Source organism: Methanoculleus taiwanensis (genome assembly GCF_004102725.1).
In the GTDB taxonomy this organism is placed as follows: Archaea; Halobacteriota; Methanomicrobia; order Methanomicrobiales; family Methanoculleaceae; genus Methanoculleus_A; species Methanoculleus_A taiwanensis.
This window is the reverse complement of sequence record NZ_LHQS01000003.1, coordinates 357692-378553: the sequence shown is the minus strand read 5'-3', so window position 1 is coordinate 378553 and position 20862 is coordinate 357692. Positions and strand designations below refer to the sequence as shown.

Genomic DNA, 20862 nt, shown 5'->3' with positions numbered 1-20862 from the left:
ATATTATGAATGAATCGAGACGTCCAATCCAGCAGCGGGAGGGAGTTACAACGCTCTCTCACTTTTTCTGGGTATACCTGATCGCGTTTGCCCTGGCTGCCACCGTCACCGTCAACGCCGTGTTCCTGTACTCCGGCGTTTCCACCGTCTATTCGCACCTCTTTTATATCCCGATTATCCTTGCTGCCTACCGGTATCCCCGGTGGGGCGTCCCGTTTGCCGCCGGGGTGGGAGTTCTGTATCTGATACTCCACGCCGTGTTCATCCCCGACCCGGGCGCACTCGCTACTGCCGGTCTGCGAGTGGTGCTCTTCATTGTCATCGGCGCAACGGTAACCCTCCTCTCTCTGACGCTCAAGAAAGAGCAGGAGCGCTACCAGAACATATTCGAGATCTCCGAGGCAGGCACCTTCCTCATACGGACGGGGTCGCTTGCCTTCATCGATGTGAACCGGCGCTTTTCACTCATGCTCGGCTACCCCCCCAGGGTGCTCGAAGGCCTGACGCTCCGGCAGATCTGGCGTGATGCCCCCTCTCTTGAGAACTTCCTCGATCGGCTGGCGAGCGATGCTGCCGTATCTGATCTCGAAACGGTACTCATCGGCAGCGATGGCTCTGAATATACCGTTCTCTTATCGGCCTCCGTTCTGCATGGCGATACTGCCGTCTGTACTGCCGTCGATATCACCGACCGGAAGCGGGTGGAAGAAGAACTGCGGCATTCGAACACGCGGAATACCGAGATCCTCGAAAGCCTGAGTGATGTTTTCTTCAGCATGAACAGGGGGTTCACCGTGACCTCCTGGAATCGTGCGGCCGAGCGCGTAACCGGAACGAAACGTGAAGAGATCCTCGGGCGAAGCCTCTTTGAGGTGCTCCCCGGGGCGCGTGAATCGATCCTGTGGGATAGATTTAAGGAAGCACTCCGGGATCAAAGGTCTCTCTCTTTCGAGTTATACTACAGGCCGCTCGGTGAGCACTTTGAGGTTCGGATATACCCTAGGCCGGATGGTCTCACCGTTTATCTCACCGTCATCACCGGGCGGATACGAGCTCAGCAGGCGATCCGGGAGAGTGAGGCAAAGTTTCGGGCTCTCTTTTCCAATGCCGGGATTGGGATGGCACGGCTCGATCTCAATGGACGGATCGTCGAGGTCAATCGGATGGTCTCCGAGATACTCGGGTACAGCGCCGACGAGCTCACCGGAATGAGCTTTACCTGGTATGTCCACCCTGACGATGTCGGGTCGGACCTGGCGCTCTTCTCCGAGCTTGTCACAGGCAGGCGCGACCGCTACCAGGTCGACAAGCGCTATATCCGTAAAGACGGCTCTTTTCTCTGGGGGCGCCAGACCATCTCCCTGGTTCGTGCCGAAGACGGAGTGCCCCTGGCCGCCGTTGCCATGGTGGAGAACATCACCAAGCAGAAGAACGCCGAGGATGAGTTGAACCGCTCCTTTGAACGGTTCAGGGCAGTCATGGATAGTCTCGACGCTCTGGTCTATGTGGCGGATCTGGAGACCCGGGAGGTTCTTTTCCTGAACCGGTATGGCATGGAGCTCTGGGGCGATGTCGTTGGTCAGATCTGCTGGAAGACGATCCGGGCCGAACAGACCGGCCCCTGTCCCTTCTGCACGAACAGCCAGCTCCTCGATAGTAAGGGGAATCCTGCCGGGGTTCACCTCTGGGAGTTTCAGAACACCGTCACCGGGCGATGGTACCAGTGTCGTGATTCGGCGATTCGCTGGACGGACGGAAGGTTCGTCCGGATGGAGATTGCAACGGATATCACCGGACTGAAACAGGCGGAGGCGGCTCTCCGTGAGAGTGAGGAGCGGTACCGGACGCTCTTTGATCATGCGGCGGACGCCATCTTTATTCACGACCTTGAGGGGCGGTTCCTTGAGGTGAACGGCGCCGCTGTTGAGCATCTGGGCTACTCCCGCGAGGAGCTGCTCCGGATGTCGCTTGCGGATATCGATGCGCCGGAGTTTGCATCGCTTGTCTGTGAGCGGATAGATGATCTGCTGATGCAAGGGCATGCTTTCTTTGAAACGGCCCATATCCGGTGCGATGGTTCCGTCGTCCCGATGGAGCTGAGCAGTTGCATCATCCAGTATCGCGCAAATCCTGCGGTACTCTCTGTGGCCAGGGATATCACAGTACGAAAAGCAGTAGAGGAGAAGATACGGATTCAGCGCGATTTCGGGCTGCAGCTGGCATCGGTCTCCTCCTGGGGCGAGGCGATGACGCTCTGCCTCAAAATGGCAATACAGGTGCTGGGTGTTGATTCCGGTATGATATACCGAAGGGACGAGGAAACCGGCAGTTATCTGCTCGTTGCGAACGTGAACCTCTCTGATGAGTACCTTCGGATGGTCTCCCCCCTCCCCCCGGGATGCGAGTGTGCGCAGAGATTTGAGACCCGAAAACCTATCTATGGCACTTCACAGGATGTCAGCCGGTCGATGCTGGATGTAACTCGGCGCGAAGGGATTTGTTCGTTTGCATTGCTTCCGATATTCAGCCGGAACCACATTGTGGGAGGCTGCTTCATCGCTTCGCACACCCTTGAGGAGGTCCCGCAGTCCGTGCGCGACGACCTTGAAACACTGGTTGCGCAGATGGGAAACGCACTGCACCGTATACTTGCCGAGGAGGAACTGCATAAGAGCGAAGAGCGGTTCCGTCTCCTTGCGGAGAACGCCCGCGACCTCATTTACCGGATCGAGTTTGTACCGGAGCGCCGGTTTACCTATGTGAGCCCTGCGGCAACCGCTCTCACCGGCTATTCGCCGGAAGAACATTACGCTGATCCGGATCTTGGGCTGAAACTGGTACATCCCGATGATCGTCACCTGTTTGCGGCACTTGCGGAGGGTAGATTGTCATGTGATGAGCCGTTGGTGCTTCGCTGGGTGAAAAAAGACGGATCGGTTGTCTGGACGGAGCAGCGGAACGTGCCGATCTACGATGATGTCGGGAAACTCGTTGCCATGGAAGGTATCGCCAGGGATGTCACCGAGTTGAAACAGTATAGTGAGCAGCTTGAGCGCTCTCTCCATGAGAAGGACGTTCTCCTGAAGGAGGTTCACCACCGCGTGAAGAACAACATGCAGGTGATATCAAGTCTGATGAGCCTGCAGGCATACGCCATCGGCGACGGGGAGATGGCCGGCATCTTCAGGGAGAGCGAGATGCGGGTGAAGTCGATGGCTCTTGTTCATGAGACCCTGTATCAATCGGATGATTTTGCCCATATTCGTGCCGCCGACTATGTTCAGACGCTGGTCGGCGAACTGGTCGCGTCGTATGCGGTGAATGCGGAGATCGATCTTCACGTTGAGATCGACGACATGCCGCTTGAACTGGAGGCCGCAATTCCATGCGGACTCATTATCAACGAACTTGTTTCGAACGCTCTCAAATATGCATTCAGTGGCAGGGAGAAGGGAACGCTCGGGGTTGAAATGCACCGTGCTGCAGATGCACGGATATCTCTTTGCGTCCGTGACGACGGCATTGGGCTTCCGGAAGGACTAGACCCGTTTGTCCCCCGGTCAGAATCGCTCGGGCTGGAACTGGTGAACATCCTCTCACGGCAACTCGGGGGGACGCTCACGTGCGAGCGGAACGCTGGCACATCGTTTGAGATCACGTTTCCTGAACAATATCAACGAGTAGGAAGGAGTATGGAATGACAACATCGTCGGTTCTGGTAGTAGAGGATGAAGCCATTGTGGCCAGGTCAATTGAGAAGAAACTGACGCGGGCGGGGTATACCGTCCCCGCCGTCGTCCTGTCCGGCGAGGATGCTCTCGGTGTGGCCGCTGCCACGCGTCCAGATCTCGTGCTGATGGACATACGGCTGCGGGGCGCCATGGACGGTATCGATACGGCACAGGAGATCAGAGACCGGCATAACATACCTGTCGTGTACCTGACCGCTTTTGCCGACATGAAGACGGTTGAGCGGGCAAAAAAGACCGAACCGTTTGGCTACCTCATAAAACCGTTCGGAGAGCGGGATCTGCTCCTTACCATCGAACTGGCCCTGTACCGGCACCGGCTCGAGAATACCATCCGGGAGAGCAGAGAGTGGTATTCAACGACACTCCGGAGCATCGGGGACGGCGTCATCGCTACCGACCGGGATGGACTTGTGATAGTCATTAATCCCACTGCCGAGGAGGTGACCGGCTGGCAGCAGGATGAGGCACTTTCTAAGCCCCTCCACCAGATCTTCCGGGTTACCGATGAAGAGACCGGCGAGCGGGATTTCGACCTCTTTTCTCCGGTGGCGCAGAGCCGCGGACCTACCGTATTCCCGAACCGGACCGTGCTGATCTCACGAGACGGGACAAAACGGGATATCTCGGTGAACGGCGCGCCCCTGCGGGACGGGCGGGGCAGCATACAGGGCGCTGTCTTTGTTTTTCAGGATGTCACCGAAAGAAGGCGCATCGAGCGTGAACTGGACGAGTACCGGAACGGTCTTGAGGAGGTTATCCATACACGGACCGTCGAGCTTATCGCAGCCAACAGGCAGTTGCACTGTGAGATAGCCGATCGAAAAAGAGCCGAATCAGCCCTCTGCGCGGAGAAGGATTTCCTCAGTGTAATCCTCCGTTCCATCAATGACGGCATTATCGTGATCGATCCTGACGGCAGGATCACCCTTATGAATCCCGGTGCCGAAACCCTGACCGGATGCCGTCTGGACAGAGCCATCGGCAGATCGATTGAGCGTGTGCTGACGGTAACGGGAGCGCACGGGCCGATGACGTTTGCAGATTATAGTGATCTCGCCGATCGGGAGACCGTAACTGAAGGTCTCGTCCTCATCGCAAGTGAGGGCTCCCGCAGAATAATCGCGCTTACGGTATCTACAGTCTGCAAAGGTGAGAGCGAACCGCTCGGTCTTCTTCTGGCGCTGCAGGATATCACCGAGAGGCGCAGGCATGAGGAGGAGGTTCTCACGTCGCAGAAACTCGAGTCGATCGGCACCCTTGCCGGCGGTATCGCTCACGAGTTTAACAATATTCTCACGTCGGTTCTTGGGAATTTCACCCTCGCTCGAATGGATGCTGCTCCGGGCACCGCCTCCGATCGCCTCGGTGAAGCGGAGAAGGGTCTTTTCAGGGCACAGCGTCTAACGCAAAGGCTCCTGACGTTTTCACAGGGCGGTCTGCCCGTCAAACAGACTCTTCCGATCGCCGATATCATCCGGAATACCGCCCAGTGCACTCTTCGGAAATCCGATATCCGGTATTCGTACCACATTATGGAGGGTCTCTGGGACGTGGAGATCGACGAAGGTCAGATAAGCCAGGCACTTGCAGACCTCCTTGTCAATGCGTGTGAGGCTATGACGGATGGCGGAACAATCACGATCAGTGCAGATAACAGGGTTGTGGAGGACGGCGATCTGCCGTTAGTGAAGCCTGGACGGTACGTCTGTATTGCAATCGAGGATTCGGGTGACGGCATACCGGCAGAGTACCTGCCGAAAGTCTTCGATCCCTTCTTCAGCACGAAAGAGCAGGGAACCGGCCTCGGTCTCACTTCAACTCATTCGATAGTCCGGAAGCACGACGGCTATATCGACATAGACTCAAAGGTGGGTCGGGGGACGAGGGTCTCGCTCTACCTGCCGGCAGGAGTGAGGGTGCCTGAAGGCGCCGACCAGATCCACGCCAATCCGGAGTCCGGTTCCGGCAGAGTCCTTCTCATGGATGATGAAGAGGCGCTGCTCGAGGTAACCGCCATCATGCTCGGCCGTCTGGGCTATGAGGCGGTGCCGGTGAAAAGCGGTACCGACGCGATCGAGCAGTACCGGAAGGCCATGCAGGAGGGATGCCCGTTTTATGCTGTCATTCTGGATCTCACCATCCCCGGCGGCCTTGGCGGGAAGGAAACGGTTCAACAGCTCCTCTCTCTTGATAACGGAGTCAGGGCAATTGTGTCCAGCGGATATTCGCACGATCCGGTGATGTCGGAGTACCAGTCATACGGCTTTCGGGGTGTGCTTCCGAAACCCTACACAATGGCGATGCTGCAACGGGTTCTGCAACAGTTACCGGGAAAGGGGTGACGTTTTTCCGGAAGCGTCGTCCCGCTCCCGAACCCCTCTCCGGTATTCGCACTGCGCCTGAATGAACCTCACCTTATGACGGGTTATCTGTCCAGTCCTATTTTTCACGTTGTAGCGTTGCGCAATGCACGTTCCCGCGGGGATGCCGGCACGACACTCCGGGGGCTGACCCGGTATGAGTTCCGTCGCCAATCGCCGGTCTTTGTAATTCGCGAACTGATCTGCAGGGATCCGGGAATCCAGTCCATCCGCACTCCCGGTACCACACCGATCTCCGGTGCTGCATAATGTATATATGCAGTGACCGATGAGTAGCGCCGTCGAGATCGTCGACTGTGAGGTTATGCGTATGAGAAAAGAATTTACAGCCCCCGGCGGTGAGGAACGGCTTTCAGCCACGTCCGCGAGGCAGAGCCCCCCGTATCCTCCCGGGGAAGGCAAAGTAAAACTGGTCACGACGGACTGGGTCGAGGATCACCTGCAGGATAGCAACCTCCGGATACTCGATGTCCAGCCGAACGTCCACGACTATATCAAGGAACACATCCCCGGAGCGATCTACTTAAACGAAGGGATTCTTCGCGTACCCGCCCACGGGTTCCCGACATCATATGGGCCGATTGCCTGCCTGCAGGAGTCGTTCCGGCGTGTCGGGCTTGAGGCGGACTCGCCGGTCGTCGTCTACACGGGAAAGGGAGTGTTCTCGGGGTGGGGTGACGGCCTTGCACAGACCATGATGGCATACTCGCTTGCAAAATTCGGCCACAACACTGTCTATGTTCTCGACGGCGGCCTTGATAAATGGAAGAACGAGGGGCGGAGCCTCTCCCTGGATTACCCGTCGGTCGAGCCGTCCGGGTTTACTGCAGAGGTGCGTGGCGAGTACCCGATCGGGTATGAAGACTTCAAACAGATGAAAGATCGCGACGATGTCGTGGTTCTCGATGCACGCCCCGCGAAGGTCTATGAGGGTCAGGGACCCTGGCGGAAACCCGGGCATATACCCGGCGCGATAAGTCTGCCGTGGCGAAGCCTGATGGATGACGACAATCCCATGCTCCTCAAGCCGAACAGCGAGGTGGTTGCTATCCTGGAGCAGCATGGTATCGACCGGAACAAAACGGTCATCTGCTCCTGCGGCACCGGCAGGGAGGCTACGAATGAGTTTATCCTCTTCAAATGGTACTTCGAGTATCCGAAGGTCAGGCTCTACGAAGGATCCTATACTGAATGGGTCGCGCATCCGGAGAATGAGACCGTAGAAGGCAAGGAGCCGCGAAAACAGCGGGTTGCGGCTGCTCAGACAAGCTAAGGTACTCTGAGCCCGGCAAGCAAACAAAACATTTATTTCTCATTTTTCCCAAAACCGGAATTTATATATATGGTATGTGTACAACGTACGGCATAGAGAGAATATCGGATCCATGCAAGACACTTCCCCCCTTGACGTCGTCTTCTTGTGAGTCCTATTCTCTCTATATTGCTGCTTTCGATTGTTCTTTGCTCTTTTCCGTCGGTTTTCCCGGGACGTCCCCTGCTCCGTGCTTCGGAAGGTCGGAAGATCCGGTTCGGGCGCGGTAATTGTGTTGGCGACCCCCACATGCCCGGGTATCCAAACCTATATGGAACGCAATGAGCATACGCTCTCTCCGTAGTACTGGTGGCGGGTGAAACGATGGACGACCCCCGGAGCGACTTTGCAATACCGTTCTCCCTTCGCATCGGTGTTATCGGGCACGTTGCCGTCTTTGGCGAAGAGCATGTGCGCGACGGGATACGGACAGTGCTGCGCCGCCTGGACGAGATCCTGCGAAAAACCCCTCATTCGTTCACGGTGGTCTCGTCATGCATCGATGAAGCTTTTGAGCCGGTTATTGAGGAGATTCTGGCGACATCCGGCGGGGCGGAGAGGGGGACCTCACAATACGAAGCCGTCCTTCTCTCCTCCCCTGCCGAGTGCGTTCTGAACCTCGAGACCGATCGGGAGCGGGATGCCTTCAGACGTCTCGTCGGACGTGCTTCGTCGGTCAGGGTGATCGGTGAGTCTGGAGCTGCCGGGGGTACTGCCCACGAGATCACCGGCCAGAATATCGTGAACACCTGCGATCTCCTCCTCGTTATCTGGGATGGTCTCGGCGACCCTGACCCCGGCAGCACCACCCAGCTGGTCCGGTATGCCAGAGTGGCCGGCAGAACGCTCTTCTGGGTTCACTCCGTGACCGGCAGAGTGGTTGAGGAGCGGCACGAGGACGGCATTCTCGAGTCGCTTGAGGATCTTAATGCCTACAACGGCGAAGAGGCCGGAGCTGAAGAGATCGGCAGAACCTGTGCGGAACTGCGCGACTGGCTCGCCCGGAAGATGCAGGCCTCGGGGCTTCCCGCGGATCTGCTCAAACCGCTCTCCCGCACCATGCTCCGGGACTACGCACGCGCACACCTGCTGACCGCCCGGTACCGGCGACGGTATATGCGCGCGGGGAGCGCGGTCTATGCCCTCGCTGCCCTCGCCGTCGCAACGGTCACCATCCAGACTCTCTTCTTCCCTGAATATCCCCAGTTGCTCTGGCTTGAGGTCGCCGAGATCGGTATCATCCTGCTTCTGCTGATGGCATCACGGACGGGAGGATGGCATCGGAAATGGATCGATTACCGATTTCTGACCGAACGGATCAGGGCAGGTTTCTTCATGAGCATCATCTGCGTGCGGTGCGAAAAACCGACTGCGCCAGGCCATATGAGCCTCTCTCATCGGTCGAACGACTGGATGCTGCTTGCATTCGAGGGGATCCTCGACCGGCGCCCGCTCGAGTACTGCAATCTTGCTATCCCCTTTGAACCGCTGAAGGCATTTCTGGCAGCTGCATGGATCGACGATCGGCTCGCCTCGTATACGAAGAGCAGTGAGTGGAATCGGCAGCGGTATACCCTGATTTCGCAGATTGGAGAGATCCTTTTTGCCGTTACGCTCGTTGCCGCCGCAATCCATGCTTCCGAGTTTGATAACTCCGAGTTTCTCTCATTGCTGCACTATCCGGGTGCGCTTGCGGCGATAACAATCATCCTTCCCGCGATCGGTGCGGCCCTTGCAGGCATCCGGGTTCAGCGCGAGTATCTGAGGAACTCGGAGCGTTACGCGCACATGATGCGGCATCTTTCTACCCTTAGCAGCCAGATTAAGCGGGCGGAAGATATGGATGAACTGATCGACCTCCTCAAAGAAGCCAATGAGATTACGCTTCGGGAGCAGCAGGACTGGCGGATTATGTTCCTCTTCCGCGATCTCGAGACGCCGTAGACGAACTTCTTCGGCGGGTGTTCCCGGCTTTCCCGGGTGTCGGGGCTTTTGGGCGTGCACTATTCACGCTCCGATACTCTCTATAGAATGAAGACACTTATATAGCGTGGCATGAAAACCTCTCCTTTGTCTATGTCGCCTCGTCGGGTCATGTGGTAGGTATGGAGATTCGGAAAGTTCAGATCACCGGCGGTTCCTCGTATGTCGTCTCGCTCCCGAAAGAGTGGGCAACATCGATGAGAATCAAGAAGAACGATCCTCTGGGGCTCGTTGCACAGAATGACGGGACGCTGCTCATTACGACGAAGCTATCCGGTGAGACCGCTCATCGCACGAAGCTGTTCCGTGTCGGTAGATCGACCAACCCCGAACTCTTCTTCCGCTGCCTGATTGCTGCATATATTACGGGGTACACCACCATCACCGTGGCGTCGACCGGTCGTATCCCGCCTGCCGTGCGTATTGCCGTGCGGGACTTCACCCGGATTGCTATCGGGCAGGAGGTCGGCGAGGAGAGTGACGCCTCCATCACTATCAAAGATCTCCTCAATCCGGTTGAGATGCCTTTTGACAGCACCTTGCAGCGGATGTATATCATCGTCAGGGGGATGCACGAGGATGCGATAATCGGGCTCAAGGCCGGGAACCGGGTGCTCGCCGAAGATGTCATTGCCCGGGACAACGACGTCGATAGGTTGCAATGGCTTATCGCCCGTCAATATCGCCTTATTATGAGTGACGGCAGCCTCGCAAAGCGGATGGGTGTCTCCACCGGGACGGCGACGAACTACCTGATGATCAGCAGGATCATCGAGCGGATCGGGGATCATGCCGTCAATATTGCGAAGAACTCAATCCCGCTGTTTTGCGAAGAACCGGATGCGTCCCTGATCGTCGACATCGAGAGTGCGAGCAGGGTTGCCCTTGCCATTTATGATGCAAGCATCCGGTCGCTCTTTAAAAAGGATATTGTGGAAGCAAACGGGAGTATCCTGGCCGTTCAAACGCTCGCTGTGCAGTGCGAGGAGATCAGCCATACCGCGCTCCGGCAGAAGACCGCCATTGCCGTCTCTGTCGGATATATAGCCGAGAGCATACGCAGGCTCGGTGAGTACTCCAAGGATATCTCCGAGAACGTGATCAATGATCTTGTGAGCGAAGAAGCAGAGATGCGGTAAGCCCCTCTCCCGGCGGTCGGGGAAAGTATCAATTACTTCTCTTGAGTATACCGCACCGGAGGGTGGCCTGCGTGAGTGCGGAGATCGTTGAGATTTCAGATCAGACCTGGGAGAAGGCTGTCGAAAAAGGAGAAAAACCAGCTGTTATCATGTTCTACAGTCCTGGATGCGTCCACTGCCGGACTATGGAGCCCTCCTTCAGGAGCTTAGCCGAGCAGTACGGCGAGGTTATTCTCTTCGGCCGGTTAAATATCGCATCGAGTATGTGGACCGCCGAGCGGTACGGTGTTCGGGGGACGCCGACGTTCAAGTTCTTCTGCATGGGACGCCCTATCGAGGAACTGGTGGGAGCGGTTTATCCTGCGATGCTGGAAAGGCGGATCGAAGATCTCCTCGAGCATGGTGAGGCGTGCGTCCGGAGTTCCACCGCCATCGATTACGAGATCACCGGCTATGGATAGTCCCGGAAAGAATCTCGAGCGGCCTGCCGACTCCCTTTTTTGAAGGGTTTGGTCTGGAGGGCATCTCCGGCAAAAATTATAGCATTTCAGTTTATGATGGGCTCTACGGCAGCATGAAGAAGATTCTGGTTCACGTAAGAAATGAGGATTATGAGGGCGTAAAGGCGGCTCTTGGAGGGCTCTATTACGTCACCGATCACGTGGGCGATATCTACGAGATCATCGTCTTTACCCCGGACGAAGAGGTTAACGATCTCATCGAGAAGATTCGCGGGGCTATTGACCTGCGGTATCATGAGAATATGATCGAGGTCACGTCGCCGGAGTTCGTGGTCTCGACCTACCTGCAGCGTGCCGAGAAGAAAGCCGAGGAGAAAGAGGAGAACACTCCCGTCGAGAAGCTCCTGCGATCCGCGAAACCGTACGCCGAACTTGACCTGACCAAAGTCGCTCTGACATCTATCGCCGGACTGGTTGCTCTTTCCGGGCTCTTTCTGAACAACTCGGTCATCATCATCGGCGCCATGCTCCTCTCGCCGATCATCGGGCCGGTATACAGTTTTGCCATCAACATCGCTCTCGGAAGGCTCGAGGATGCCCTCCGCAGCGTGGGGGTCCTTTTAGCGCTCCTCGGCGCCGTACTCCTGCTCTCGGCGATTGCGACATTTATCATTAACTTCTTCATCCCGCTCCCGATCACGGATGAGATCGTCGCGCGTATCATCACGAATCCCATCTATATCGTCATGGCGCTGCTGCTCGGGTTTGCCGCGGTACTCGCGTTCACCCGGGAAACACCGGAAACTATTGCGGGTGTGGCAATAGCCGCCGCCCTGCTCCCGCCGGTCGTGGTGACCGGTATCGTCATCGTGCTCCAGCCGATCAGCGCCATCTCATCCGGCGTCCTTGTGCTCGATCAGATCATCGGGCTCATGGCCGGGGGTCTCCTTGCCGTTCTGGTGCTGCGTATCGGGCCGCGGGATTCCCGCGAGCAGATCGCCGCCGAGAAGTACGTTGTCCGGTCGGCGGTGATCTTCGCTCTTCTCCTCGGTCTTCTCGTGGCCATATCCCTGCTGCTCGGACCGAACGGAGAACTTCTGTAAAAAAGGTTCTATGCAATGGATGGGGGAATCCGGGGCAGGTGCGTCTATTTGACTGCCAGGCGCTCCCCGGTGATCATATAGTAGATCTTCTCTGCCATATCGCACCCGTGATCGCCGCAGCGCTCCAGATATCGTGCGATCATAACGTAGTCGATACACCGCGTGATGCTCCGGGGGTCTTCCATCATGTAGGTGACGCTCTCGCGGAAGATGGAGTAGCGCATGGCATCGATCGTATCGTCGCGTGCCGTGAAGTTCTTCAGCGGTGCGATATCCCCATACCGGTAGGCTTTGAGGGTGTCGTCGATCATCCCGAAGACCAGATCTGCCATGTGAGGAAGGTTCATCATATTGGCGATGTGCGGTGCAGCGGTGAACCCTTCCACCAGGTTGGCGATGTCTTTTCCGTATCTGCCGATCCGAAAGAGGGAGTAGTTCATGCTGAGAGCGCACGTAATTGCGCGGAGGTCCTGTGCCATCGGCTGGTAGAGAGCGATAAGCCGGAGTGCCTGCTCCTCGATCTGGTGGTTCCTCTCCGCAAGTTCGGTCTTCTTTGCGTGCACCCGCTCCGCAAGGTCGGGATCCTGAGTCTTTAAGGCTAGTATCGAGTTGTGGAGCATATCGGTCGAGAAGGTTCCCATATCGAGGACGGAGACCTTTAAGACTGTGAGTTCATCACGAAATTTGCCGGCCATCTTTTCACCTATCCAAAGCGTCCCGTGATGTAATTATTCGTCAGTTCTTCTGCGGGAGATTCGAAGATCTGTGTCGTTTCGTCAAACTCGATGAGCTTTCCGAGGTACATAAAGCCGGTATAGTCGCTGACGCGGGCGGCCTGCTGCATATTATGTGTCACGATAATCACGGTGTAGTTCTGCTTCAGCTCGTCGATGAGATCCTCGATCTTTGCGGTTGCAATCGGGTCGAGTGCGGAGCAGGGTTCGTCCATGAGGATAATCTCAGGCTCGACGGCGAGTGTCCTTGCGATACAGAGGCGCTGCTGCTGCCCGCCCGAGAGCCCCATGGCGGAGTCGTGGAGACGGTCTTTCACCTCCTCCCAGAGTGCGGCTTTACGAAGGCTCTTTTCCACGATCTCATCGAGTTTCCTGCGATCTTTCGTCCCGTGTACTCTCGGGCCGTAGGCGACGTTGTCGTAGATCGAGGAAGGGAAGGGGTTTGGCTTCTGGAAGACCATGCCGATCTTCTTCCGGAGTTCGACGACGTCGGTACCCGATCCGAGGATCGACCTCCCGTCGAAGATGATCTCTCCCGTGATTGTGACGATATCCACGAGGTCGTTCATGCGGTTGAAACACCGGAGAAGCGTTGATTTGCCGCATCCGGAAGGTCCTATCAGGGCGGTAACCCGGTTCCTTGGGATACTGATCGTAATATCGATCAGCGCGTGGCTCTCGCCGTAGTGGAGGTTTAATCCGTTTGCCGTGAGAATGCTGCCGTTATTCTGCATAGGTTCACCACTTGATGGTCTTCTGGTAGTGGTTTCGAAGGACGATCGCAACGAGGTAGATGCTCATCACCAGCATCAGGAGCACGAGCGCCGTACCGTACTGGTTCCGACCGGCACCGGGGACGTTGGTTGCGAGGATGAAGAGGTGGTAGGGGAGTGCCATCACCGGTTCGGAGAGGGAGGTCGGGAGGAAGCGCTTCGAGAAGATGACCGCCGTGAAGAGGATCGGCGCCGTCTCTCCTGCTGCCCGCCCTACACTGAGAATAGTCCCGGTCAGGATTCCCGGCACTGCCGGCGGAAGCACGACTCTCCAGATCGTCTGCCATTTGGTCGCTCCGAGGGCAAGACTCCCTTCACGAATGGAGTCCGGGATGCTCTTGAGTGTCTCCTCTGTCGTCCGGATGATCGTCGGCAGAACCATCAGGCCGAGGGTTATCATGCCGGCGAGGAGAGAGACGCCGAAGTTGAGGTAGAGGACGAGGAACGCAAACCCGAAGAGGCCGAAGACGATGGAAGGCGTACCGTTCAGAAGGTCGGCGCCTGAGCGGATGATCTCGGTTACACGTCCCTCTCTGGTATACTCGTTGAGATAGATCGCAGCGCCGACGCCGATCGGGAGTGCGAACAGGATCGCTCCGGCGACGAGGTAGAGGGTGCCGACGATGGCCGGGCCGATACCGCCCTCCCGCCCGAGGTTGCGGGGAGGTTCGGTCAGGAACTCCCAGCTCAGCGCCGGGAGGCCGTTGATGATGATATCGAAGAGAATGACGGCGAGGAAGACAAGAACCATCGCGATTGAAGTATACACCAGTCCGAATGCCACTTTCTGTCCGGTCTTTGGGGAGATCCTGTTCTTAATAAAGGCCAGAGCAAGGACGGTGGCGATGATGGCTCCGGTGGTGATGAGGCCTACGGCAAAGAGCAGCAGGATTGCGAGCACGATCCCGAGCCCCGCGAAGAAGTACGGCTTTACGGTCTCTGCCGTCTCAGGTGGGAGCCACTGGCGCCGTTTCCCGGTTGCCGTGTGCCTTTCCCTGACTTTCTTTAAGATGACCCGTGCACCGAGGTTAACGATGAGTGCTATCGCGAGGAGCACGACGGCGACGCCGAAGAGGGCGTGATAGTGTGTGCTTCCTATGGCGACCTCTCCCATCTCTATCCCCAGGGTTCCGGTGAGTGTCCTGACCGGCGAGAGGACATTCCAGGCCGGATCGGGAATGATGGCAGCGTTTCCGGTCACCATGATGACGGCCATCGTCTCGCCGATGGCTCTCCCCACCCCGAGGATGATCGCGGCAGTAATTCCTGAGAGCGCTGCCGGAAGGATGACACGCTGTATCGTCTGCCAGTGCGTTGCCCCCATGGCAAGCGAGCCTTCTTTGAACGTGCGCGGGACGGCGGTGATGGCGTCTTCCGAGACGCTGACGATCGTAGGAAGAGCCATAATGCCGAGAAGGATAGAGCCTGCAAGCCAGCTCTCGCCGGAGGGAACATTAAAGGAAAGCCGTAGCCAGTTTGTCAAAACCACGAGGCCGAAGAAACCGTATACAACCGAGGGGATTCCGGCCAGCAGTTCGACCGCGGGCTTTGCAACTGCCCTGACCCGGGGTGAAGCCAGCTCGGCGATGAAGATCGCGCTGCCGATCCCGAGCGGGATGGCGATAGCCATTGCACCGATTGTCACGAGCAGTGTCCCGACAATGAGCGGGTAAATGCCGTAGGTGGGAACCGCTCCGCTTGGGTTCCAGGTCTCCCCGGCAAGAAAGTCTGCGACACCGTTCGTCTCAAAGATAGGATAGGCATCGGCGACGAGGAAGAATAGGATGAAGAATATGGCAAGAACCGCAAATATGGCTGTGATAAACCAGAGACTTCGGATGCCGCTTTCCCGGTACTTCCGTGCAGCATTGCCGGTAAAAAATATATGCAGCGAGGAGGATACCTTCTCGGTTATAGGCGAAGGTTCGGGCGGATAGCCTCCGGTGCGTGCCTCTCCGTCTCCACTTGGCGCTGCCGCCTGATTTTTATGCGTAGGATCGATCATGTCTCTCCTGCTCATGCTCATCGGCAGGCTCTTCCAGAGCCAGGAACCCGCCGGTTTTGAATGACGGCACGGGTTTTCCGGTTCGATCGCGGATCAGTCCTGCGGCAGAGTGCATGGGAGGTTTTTCACCTCTTAACGCTGGGGTGGGGGGAGGTAAATTAGTTCTCGAAAGAAAATATATGTGTATATGTAAGCTCCATATACGCTATTGCTATATATATCAGTACGGAATGTATATATCTTTGTAATCCCCACGGTACTGCATTCATGGAGATCAGGAAAGTGCAGATAACCGGAGGGTCGTCGTACATCGTCTCTCTGCCGAAAGAGTGGATAAAATCTACAAATATCCAGAAGAACGATCCGGTTGGTCTGATCGTCCAGCCTGACGGCTCTCTGCTGATCACTCCCAAGATCAGCGGCGAAGCAGTGCAGCGTGTGAAAGAGTTTGAAGTGAGTGGGAGCACGGATCGGACATATCTGCTCCGTTACCTCGTCGGCGCCTATATTGCCGGATATACGACGATCAGGATCCGGTCGAAGGGGCGTCTCCCGGCGTTTGTTCGGAAACTCGTGAGGGACTTTACGCAGATGGCGGTCGGTCAGGAGGTAATTAACGAGACTGACGATTCGATAACGCTCAAAGACCTCTTGAACCCTGCGGAGATGCCTTTCTGCAATACCCTCCGGCGGATGTCGGTCATCGTCAAATCCATGCAGGAGGACGCGGTCACAGCGCTCGCGACCCGGGATGCAGTCCTGGCAGAGGACGTGGTTGCGCGGGATACCGAGGTCGACCGGCTGCACTGGCTGATAGCGCGCCAGAACCATCTCATCCTCCTCGATATGACTCTGTCGCGGAAGATGAGCATCCCTACCGGTACGGCGATGTACTACTTCCTGATCAGCAGGATCATCGAACGGATGGGAGATCACGCGACCCGGGTCGCAAGGAATGCCCTCATCCTGAAAGATCGGGAGGTCGACGGCGAGATTCTTGCCATGATCGGGACTGCGAGCACGCTCGCGCTCGAGATCTTCCAGAAGAGCATGGAGGCATTCTACTGCAGCGACATCGTCAAAGCAAACGAGATCCTGAAGATGGTCCCCGACCTTGAGGAGCAGTCACGGCAGATCAGCGGACGGTCGCTGCAGTACGACGCAGTCACGGCGATCCCGCTCGGTTCGGTCGCGGATAGTGTCAGAAGGATCGGCGAGTACTCCGGCGACATCTGTGAGAACATCATCAATCACCTTATCGGAAAGGAACTCTGATCTTCGGCATCGCCCCTCTCTCTTTTTACGCCGCACGGTCAACCTGATAGCGAAGGTCTGCGGCAGTCGCCTCCCCGCCTGCCGGTGATGCAGCGTATGGGTTCACTCATTCCTATCATCATCCTCGTCTGCGTACTTCTCCTGATCGCCGTCCGGAAGGTTGGCGGCATTCATCTCCGGATCTGGCAGATTATGGTCGCCGGAGCTCTTGCCGTACTTATTCTCGGTCAGATCTCCCCGGCGGCTGCCCTGGCTTCCATCAACATTGAGATCATGCTCTTTCTCTTCGGCATGTTCGTCATCGGGGAAGCGCTCCTGCGGAGCGGGTACCTCTTCCACCTCGCCCATGGTATCTTCCGGCGGGCACGGAGCCCCCGGCGCCTGATTCTCCTGGTGATCGTTGCTTCCGGCGCTCTCTCCGCGCTGCTGATGAACGACACCCTGGCGATCATTGCAACGCCGCTCATGCTCTACTATAGCACGCGGTTCGGTATCTCCGAAAAGGTGCTGCTGCTTGCACTGGCGTTCGGAATCACGACGGGGAGCGTTGCAAGCCCTACCGGGAACCCGCAGAATCTCCTTATCGCGCTTGGCGGTGATGTTGCAAACCCGTTCATCACCTTTTTCGTCTCTCTTGCTGTCCCGACGCTGCTCTGCCTGATGATGGCCTATCTTCTTCTCATCGTCCGTTACGGTGGCGAGCTCCGGGATATGCCGCTCGTCTTCGTCCGTGAAGAGATCTCGGATACGCGGCTTGCCCTCCTCTCGCGTATCTCACTCCTCCTGCTCGGCGCGATGATAGGTATCAAGGTACTCTCCGTGCTGCTCGGCACCGGACCTGACCTCCCGCTGACGTATATCGCGCTCATAGGGGCGCTTCCGGTGCTTGTCGGGAGCAAGAGGCGGCTTGAAGTGGTGAAGTCGATCGACTGGACAACGCTGGTATTCTTCGCCGCTCTCTTCATCCTGATGGGAAGCGTCTGGCAGTCGGGAATCTTTGAGCCTCTTGTCACGGAGGCGCCGGTCGATTTCACCAGCATTCCGGTCATCCTTGCAAGCGGTGTGCTCGTCTCACAGCTCGTCTCGAACGTCCCGTTTGTCGCGCTCTACCTCCCGCTTCTCACTCACGCCGGTTCTTCCACTGCACAGATGATGGCGCTTGCAGCCGGAAGCACGATTGCGGGCAACATGCTGATCATGGGAGCGGCAAGCAACGTCATCATTATTCAGAACGCAGAAAAACAGGGGGCAACACTGACGTTCCGGGAGTTTGCAGAGGTCGGTGTGCCGCTGACGGTGCTGCAGGCGATACTATACTGGGTGTTCCTTGCGGTCATTCCCTGGTAGCGGGAACGGCGTATGGGATTCCATTTCGCCTGCGGCCGCCCGGGGATCGAGGAAGATCGAACCGAACCGGATAGATGCCGCCCGGATAAGATCGGTGGGAGGAGATATGAACCGTGCCTCCTTTCTCTCTGTGTCGATGGTTTTCAGGATGCCCAGTGTGAGAACGAAGTTTCCGGCATCGCATACGGCAATCAGGCGGTGCCGTACCTGGCGTGCGTCGTAGAGATCGGGGACTCTTCCCTGCAGGCCGAGTCCGGAATAGGCGATCTCGCGCGGTTCTGCATCCTGGAAGTACTTTCTGAACTTCTGTTCACGGTATTTTCGCCGTTCCGCAGCCGATCGCCTCACGACGGCAGGTGAGATGCGGAGACGATGGATCGTCATCCCCGGATGATGCCTGAAGTGTGCGCAGAGGCGGTCGAACTCCCGGCCGTATCCGAGGACGGCAATGCCGGACGGCTGCAGGAGGTCGATCATCTGGAACTGGAACTCAAACGCCGCGTCACCGTGGATATACCCCGGAGAATCGATGACGATGGCGGATGCATCCGCGGCAATTGCGGCCTCAAACAGCCGTTTCGCTCCGGTCACCGTCTGTAGCAGGTGGCCGCGCGGCGACGTAGAACCGACGAAGCGAAGTCTGGTGCCGCTCTCTGCCGTGTGGGGGTGGTACATCCGGAGGCCCAGGGTCGTCGGGACGCCGACGACCGACTGTCCCGTATCGCAGTCGAGGTATGCGCATATTCGCTGATCTTTCGTCTCGTCAATGAGGTACCGACAGAGCGTGCTCTTTCCGCTATCGGTTCCCCCGAGGACGTAGACCGACTGCAGCTCTTCCCCCGCCCTGAGTGCATCGGCGATCGCATCCCAGGTATCTTCCCGCTGGATCTGGTGCTCGCTCATCTGCTCTTCTCCTCCATCCGGCACACGCTTCTCATGGATCAGGGATGCTTGAATGGTCTCTCTCCCTGAGGGGTATTAGCAGCTCTGCTCTCCTTTCCCACATTCCCATGCACGATCCGATCCCTGGACAGAGATTTTATAGTATCTCCATTCCACTGCACGGGCATGGACATAGGATCAGGCACTACCGAACCGATCTTCGCGGTTGAAGGGCGGAGGTTCCCGTCGCTGACGGCAACGACACTCGACGGAAAGACGATGGCGCTTCCGGAAGATCTTTCAGGGGATCTCTCGCTCATTGTCATCGCCTTTCCCCGGTGGGTGCAGCAGGTACAGGAGACCTGGACTGGGCCTTTTGAGTACGCTTTTTCCGGAAATCCGCGCGTGAAGGCCTATCTGGTCACGGTTGTCGCCGGACGGCTGGGAGAGGCACTCACATCGCGGGTCGATGAGACCCTGCGGGGCGCCCTGCCCCCTGAAAAGCACGATCGGGTTCTCACCTACGCCGGCAATTTTGACGACTACGCCCGGCAGCTCGGCTTTGGCGACATCTCACTCGCCTACCTCTACCTCTTGGACGGGGAGGGCACCATCCGGTGGGCTGAGAAGGGAACGACAACTCCCAAAGGGGTCGACTCGCTCCTGAATGCCGCACGAACGATACTCGAGGAGTTCAGGTAGGCCGGGGCGTTCAGCGCTTCCCGTCCCCGGGCAGCACTGCGGAGAGAATGGCGATTACCGGTCCTGCGATCATGCCTGCCCAGGTGAATAGCCCGATGATGCCGAGCACTACCATGGCGGCACGATCGGTGATGCCGCTCCTCCGCCGGAGTCCGATCAGCAACATTGCGGTGCCGAGCACGATCGGGATGAGGGCGACGATCAGCGTCACCAGTATCGCAGCCGTCAGGGGGGAACCCATGGCAGCGATGATCAGCTGGACGATCGTCATGGCGCCGCTGCCGATAGAGAGCAGGCCGGCGAGCACTGCTGCCCACGCGAATGCGGATAGGGTTCTTCTCTGCCGACCGCCGATCAGAAGGAGTCCGGCGGCGACCACAACGATCAGGGGTGCCAGAATGACGGCGAGCGACTGACCTTCCCAGAGATGGATGCCGATGACGTCTACGGGTATCGTCAGCCACTCGGTGAGCGTGTAACTCTCCCGGGTGCCGACGGCGAGGGCATACGGTCCTGCGTATTCATCGGCATAGACCGCAACGTAATAGTCACCCGTCTCCGGTGCCGGGATGGTGATCTCGGCGGTTTCGTAGGTTTTTGAAGGGGTGAACGGCTCGAAGAACGGGCTATCCGGTCTTTCTCCGGGGATGACCGCCGCACCGCCGGTGCCGGGCAGCCGGATGAACGGTGGCGGTGTTCCGGCGGACTCGATCCCCGGCCCCATCACCACCAGCCCCGGAGCAAACGCTCCTTCCTCGGGCGTCTGGACGGATAGCCGGATCTGCTCTCCCGCCTCCATGCGGAGCCGGTAGTAGTCGACGGTATCGTTCGTGGGCAGCCCCGCATAGATCACCCACGACTTGGTCGGGTCGTCGATGACGACTGCGGTAGCGGGCCGGTTATGCTCGCCCTCGACCATGACGGGAACATGCGCCGAGGCGATAGAGAGGAGGACGCAGCATACGATGATGATGCAGAAGATAGTGCTCCGTGCCGACATAGCAGAGCAACGC

The 20862-nt window shown here is 57.6% G+C and carries 15 protein-coding genes; 10 read left to right on the top strand and 5 right to left on the bottom strand.

Annotated elements, in window-relative coordinates; genetic code table 11:
- Positions 1-5: 5 nt before the first annotated feature.
- The 7 genes from ABH15_RS12410 to ABH15_RS12380 all read left to right on the top strand — a co-directional run bounded on the left by ABH15_RS12410 (position 6) and on the right by ABH15_RS12380 (position 12131).
- The gene (locus tag ABH15_RS12410) at positions 6-3701 is read left to right on the top strand and encodes a PAS domain S-box protein (protein ID WP_128694698.1); all 3696 of its coding nucleotides are present in this window, start codon (positions 6-8) and stop codon (positions 3699-3701) included.
- Positions 3698-6094 (top strand): hybrid sensor histidine kinase/response regulator, encoded by a 2397-nt coding sequence (locus ABH15_RS12405; protein ID WP_128694697.1) that lies wholly within the window; start codon positions 3698-3700, stop codon positions 6092-6094. The genes ABH15_RS12410 and ABH15_RS12405 overlap by 4 nt, the downstream gene beginning before the upstream one ends.
- Before the next feature lie 307 nt (positions 6095-6401).
- Positions 6402-7406, top strand: coding sequence for a sulfurtransferase (locus tag ABH15_RS12400; protein WP_241648113.1), 1005 nt, complete (start codon positions 6402-6404; stop codon positions 7404-7406).
- A 363-nt stretch (positions 7407-7769) separates the two neighbouring features.
- The gene (locus tag ABH15_RS12395) at positions 7770-9389 is read left to right on the top strand and encodes a hypothetical protein (RefSeq protein WP_128694696.1); all 1620 of its coding nucleotides are present in this window, start codon (positions 7770-7772) and stop codon (positions 9387-9389) included.
- 161 nt (positions 9390-9550) lie between these two features.
- Positions 9551-10567, top strand: coding sequence for a phosphate uptake regulator PhoU (locus ABH15_RS12390; protein WP_128694695.1), 1017 nt, complete (start codon positions 9551-9553; stop codon positions 10565-10567).
- A gap of 71 nt (positions 10568-10638) precedes the next feature.
- Positions 10639-11028, top strand: a complete 390-nt coding sequence (locus ABH15_RS12385; RefSeq protein WP_128694694.1) for a thioredoxin family protein — start codon at positions 10639-10641, stop codon at positions 11026-11028.
- A 113-nt stretch (positions 11029-11141) separates the two neighbouring features.
- Positions 11142-12131 carry a TIGR00341 family protein gene (locus ABH15_RS12380; protein ID WP_128694693.1) on the top strand — a complete coding sequence of 330 codons (990 nt, stop codon included), beginning with the start codon at positions 11142-11144 and terminating at the stop codon, positions 12129-12131.
- A 44-nt stretch (positions 12132-12175) separates the two neighbouring features.
- Here the strand turns inward: ABH15_RS12380 and phoU are convergent, their stop codons facing one another.
- Genes phoU through pstA form a run of 3 tightly spaced genes read right to left on the bottom strand, consistent with a single transcriptional unit; the run spans position 12176 to position 15643 of the window.
- Entirely contained in the window at positions 12176-12826 is a 651-nt protein-coding gene (phoU, locus tag ABH15_RS12375; RefSeq protein ID WP_128694692.1) for a phosphate signaling complex protein PhoU, read from the bottom strand.
- 8 nt (positions 12827-12834) lie between these two features.
- Positions 12835-13599 (bottom strand): phosphate ABC transporter ATP-binding protein PstB, encoded by a 765-nt coding sequence (gene pstB, locus ABH15_RS12370; RefSeq protein WP_128694691.1) that lies wholly within the window; start codon positions 13597-13599, stop codon positions 12835-12837.
- Positions 13600-13603: 4 nt separating this feature from the next.
- Positions 13604-15643: a phosphate ABC transporter permease PstA gene (gene pstA, locus ABH15_RS12365; RefSeq protein WP_128694690.1), complete on the bottom strand. Its 2040-nt coding sequence runs from the start codon at positions 15641-15643 to the stop codon at positions 13604-13606.
- A gap of 267 nt (positions 15644-15910) precedes the next feature.
- Between pstA and ABH15_RS12360 the strand changes: the two genes are divergently transcribed.
- Both ABH15_RS12360 and ABH15_RS12355 read left to right on the top strand, forming a co-directional pair.
- Positions 15911-16918 (top strand): phosphate signaling complex PhoU family protein, encoded by a 1008-nt coding sequence (locus ABH15_RS12360; RefSeq protein WP_128694689.1) that lies wholly within the window; start codon positions 15911-15913, stop codon positions 16916-16918.
- Positions 16919-17014: 96 nt separating this feature from the next.
- Positions 17015-18265 (top strand): SLC13 family permease, encoded by a 1251-nt coding sequence (locus ABH15_RS12355; RefSeq protein WP_128694688.1) that lies wholly within the window; start codon positions 17015-17017, stop codon positions 18263-18265.
- Here ABH15_RS12355 and ABH15_RS12350 read toward each other — a convergent pair.
- Positions 18230-19168, bottom strand: a complete 939-nt coding sequence (locus ABH15_RS12350; protein ID WP_128694687.1) for a Clp1/GlmU family protein — start codon at positions 19166-19168, stop codon at positions 18230-18232. The two genes, ABH15_RS12355 and ABH15_RS12350, sit on opposite strands and share 36 nt — an antisense overlap.
- 165 nt (positions 19169-19333) lie before the next feature.
- Between ABH15_RS12350 and ABH15_RS12345 the strand changes: the two genes are divergently transcribed.
- A complete protein-coding gene (locus tag ABH15_RS12345; RefSeq protein WP_128694686.1) occupies positions 19334-19849 on the top strand; it encodes a hypothetical protein in 516 nt (171 codons plus the stop codon).
- A gap of 10 nt (positions 19850-19859) precedes the next feature.
- On the opposite strand, the gene ABH15_RS12340 is transcribed toward ABH15_RS12345, so the two are convergent.
- Positions 19860-20849: a hypothetical protein gene (locus ABH15_RS12340; RefSeq protein ID WP_128694685.1), complete on the bottom strand. Its 990-nt coding sequence runs from the start codon at positions 20847-20849 to the stop codon at positions 19860-19862.
- Positions 20850-20862 lie beyond the last annotated feature (13 nt).